This is a genomic window from Kitasatospora putterlickiae, assembly GCF_039527695.1.
Taxonomy (GTDB): Bacteria; Actinomycetota; Actinomycetes; order Streptomycetales; family Streptomycetaceae; genus Kitasatospora; species Kitasatospora putterlickiae.
On record NZ_BAAAKJ010000167.1, the window covers coordinates 2,706 to 5,694 of the forward strand.

The 2,989-nt window shown below is 74.9% G+C and carries 4 protein-coding genes; 1 reads left to right on the forward strand and 3 read right to left on the reverse strand.

The annotated features are described in order from the left end of the window. Positions 1 to 21: 21 nt before the first annotated feature. The 3 genes from ABD308_RS17285 to ABD308_RS17295 form a co-directional block, all read right to left on the reverse strand. Entirely contained in the window at positions 22 to 354 is a 333-nt protein-coding gene (locus tag ABD308_RS17285) for a hypothetical protein (protein WP_344335291.1), read from the reverse strand. A 207-nt stretch (positions 355 to 561) separates the two neighbouring features. Then, positions 562 to 789 (reverse strand): DUF3107 domain-containing protein, encoded by a 228-nt coding sequence (locus tag ABD308_RS17290; protein ID WP_344335294.1) that lies wholly within the window; start codon positions 787 to 789, stop codon positions 562 to 564. Between the two features lie 131 nt (positions 790 to 920). Continuing rightward, positions 921 to 1,583 carry a TetR/AcrR family transcriptional regulator gene (locus ABD308_RS17295; RefSeq protein ID WP_344335296.1) on the reverse strand — a complete coding sequence of 221 codons (663 nt, stop codon included), beginning with the start codon at positions 1,581 to 1,583 and terminating at the stop codon, positions 921 to 923. Positions 1,584 to 1,815: 232 nt separating this feature from the next. Between ABD308_RS17295 and ABD308_RS17300 the strand changes: the two genes are divergently transcribed. Further along, entirely contained in the window at positions 1,816 to 2,745 is a 930-nt protein-coding gene (locus ABD308_RS17300) for an alpha/beta fold hydrolase (RefSeq protein ID WP_344335298.1), read from the forward strand. The last annotated feature ends 244 nt before the right edge of the window (positions 2,746 to 2,989 follow it).

Sequence of the window (2,989 nt, forward strand, 5' to 3'; positions counted from 1 at the left end):
CGCCCGGCGCGGACGGGCGGCTCAGGCGTGCCGGTGGCGCCGGTGCGCGCCCGCGCGGTGCGCCCCCTCCCGCTGCGGACGGTGGCGGTGCGCCGGGGCCCGTCCGGCGGCCAGGTCGGGGCGGGCCAGCACCGAGGTGAGCAGGGCCGAGGCGACCGCCGAGACGGCGATGCTCGCCGCCGGGTACCGGCCGTCCAGGGCGAAGTGCGCGACCACCCCGGAGAGCAGCGCCGAACCCACCGCCGTACCCAGCGTCAGCGCCCGCCCGGCCGGGAAGTACGCCGGCCAGGACAGCAGCGCGGCGGCGCCGGCGACCACGCCGACGAGCGCGAAGGCGAACGTCTCGACCAACAAGGATGCCTCCCCGGGGTACGGGCGCCCGGCGCGCGGCCGGTCGCACTGTCGCCGTACCCCGGCCGCCTCACCCGTACACCCGGCCCCGTCCGCGCCGGGCGCCCCGGCCCACCACGGCGGCGCCCCCGGAAACGACGCGGCGCCCCGGAAACGACGGTGCCCCGTCCCCTCGGCCGAGGGAACGGGGCACCGGGCGAGGCCCGTGGCTCAGAGCGTGCCGAAGCCGACCTTGCGCGAGGCCGACTCGCCGATCTCCACGTACGCCAGACGGTCGGCCGGGACGATGATGCGACGGCCGTGCTCGTCGCTCAGGGCGAACAGCTTCTCGGTGCCCTCCAGCGCCTTCACGACCGCGTTCTGGACCTCATCGGCAGTCTGCGAGCTCTCGATCACGATCTCGCGCGGCGCGTTCTGCACGCCGATCTTGACCTCCACGGCTTCCGTCCCTCCGGGGTTGCAGCCATCCACGCGCGGTGCCGTACCGCCTGGGACAAGCGGGCCCGGCGACCGCGCCGTACGGCTTCACCATAGAGCACCGGATCGGCACCCCGGAGAAGGTCAGTGGATCACCGGCCGGCGGCAGGGCCCTCCGGCGACTCGGTGTTCGGGTGCATCGGGAAGCCCTTCAGACCGCGCCAGGCCAGGCTGGCGACCAGCCGGACCGCCTCGTCGCGCGGAATCTCCAGGCCCTGCGACAGCCAGTACCGGGCGGTGATCTGGGCCAGCCCGCAGACGCCCGCGGCCAGCAGCTTGGACTCCGCCTCCGGCAGGTCGGTGTCCTCCTGGATCACCTTGCTGACCAGCGTCGCACTGGCCTCGGCGGCCCGCTCGACCCGTTCCCGCACCGCCGGCTCGTTGGTGAGGTCCGACTCGAAGACCAGCCGGAACGCGCCGGACTCGCTGGAGACGTAGTTGAAGTACGCCTCCATCGTCGCGGCCACCCGCTGCTTGTTGTCGGCGGTCGTCTCCAGCGCCTCGCGGGTCGAGTCGACCAGGGCGTCGCAGTGCTTGTCCAACAGCGCCAGGTAGAGCTCCAGCTTCCCGGGGAAGTGCTGATACAGCACCGGCTTGCTCACTCCGGCGCGGTCGGCGATGTCGTCCATGGCGGCCGCGTGGTAACCCTGCGCGACGAACACCTCCTGGGCGGCACCGAGCAGTTGTTCACGGCGGGCGCTTCGCGGCAGGCGGGCACCGCGCGGGCGCTCCTGCGCCTCCTGGATGGCCGTCACGGCGCTCCTCACTTCACGGGTCGTACGGGGTCGGCAAGATGACCGATTCTACTTTCGGGTAACCGCGTTCGCGCTTGCCAGGCACGATAAAAGCGGCGATCCCCCTTGTCAGGAGCCCACAATACGGCGCCCACCACGGCCGTCGGCAGTGCCGAGCACCGGGCAATGGGGGCCCCTTGGCACCGGGCGGCCCGCGGGCCACGACGGCACCGGCTCACTACCATCGTCCCCCATGGACAGCGCTGAGCAGCAGATACTCCCGGAACCGGCCGCCCAGGCCCCGCTGCGCACCGTCGAGGTGCCCGGTGCGGCGCTGGCCGTGCACCGGCCCGCCGGGGACCTCACCGCGGGCGACGGCCGGGCCCCCGCGCTGTTCGTGCACGGGCTCGGCGGCTCCGCCGCCAACTGGACCGAGCTGATGGCCCGGCTCACCGGAGAGCTCGACGGCGAGGCCCTCGACCTCCCCGGCTTCGGCGCCTCCGCCCCGCCCGCCGACGGCAACCTCGGCCTGTCCGGGCACGTGCGGGCCGTCATCGGCTACCTGGAGGCGACAGGCCGCGGCCCCGTCCACCTCTTCGGCAACTCGCTCGGCGGCGCCGTCGCCGTGCGGCTCGCCGCCCTGCGCCCCGACCTCGTGCGCAGCCTCACCCTGGTCTCGCCCGCCCTGCCCGAACTGCCCCCGCAGCGCACCGCCTGGTCCACCGGACTGCTCGCCGTCCCCGGCCTGCCCGCGCTGCTGCGCCGGCTGCCCGCCGGCCGGCGCGGCCCCGAGCAGGTCACCGACGACCTGCTCCGGCTGGTCTACGGCGACCCCGACGGCCTCCCCGCGGCCACCCGCGCCGAGGCCCTCGCCCAGTACCGGCGGCGGGTCGAGCTGCCCTACGCGACGCGGGCGCTGGCCGGCTCGGCGCGCGGGATCGTCTCCGCCTACACCGAGCGCGGCGACCAGGCGCTCTGGCGCCAGGCCACCCGGGTGAAGGCCCCCGTCCTGCTGGTGTACGGGCTGCGCGACAAGCTCGTCGCCTACCGCTCCGCCCGGCGGGCCTGCGCGGCCTTCGCCGACTCCCGGCTGCTGGTGCTCCCGGAGTCCGGGCACGTCGCCATGCTGGAGCACCCCGACGCCGTCGCCCGCGCGGTGCGCGAACTGCTCCAGCGCGCCTGACGCCCGCCTCCTCGACGAACCGACCCGCCCGACGGCGGGGCCCGACGGGGGGCACGACGGACACCCGGTGATCGGCCGCCGTTAACGCCGCGATCGGGACAAGGTCACCCCGGTTCACTCGTTCAGGTGGCAGCCAGGCATGTGACCGATGGATTGCCCCGGGCCGGACCTACCTTTCTGCTGTCGGACCGAACAGGTGTGGGGGAGTCGCGGCCGCCGGAGAACCGGAGGGCGGCCGCGCGGG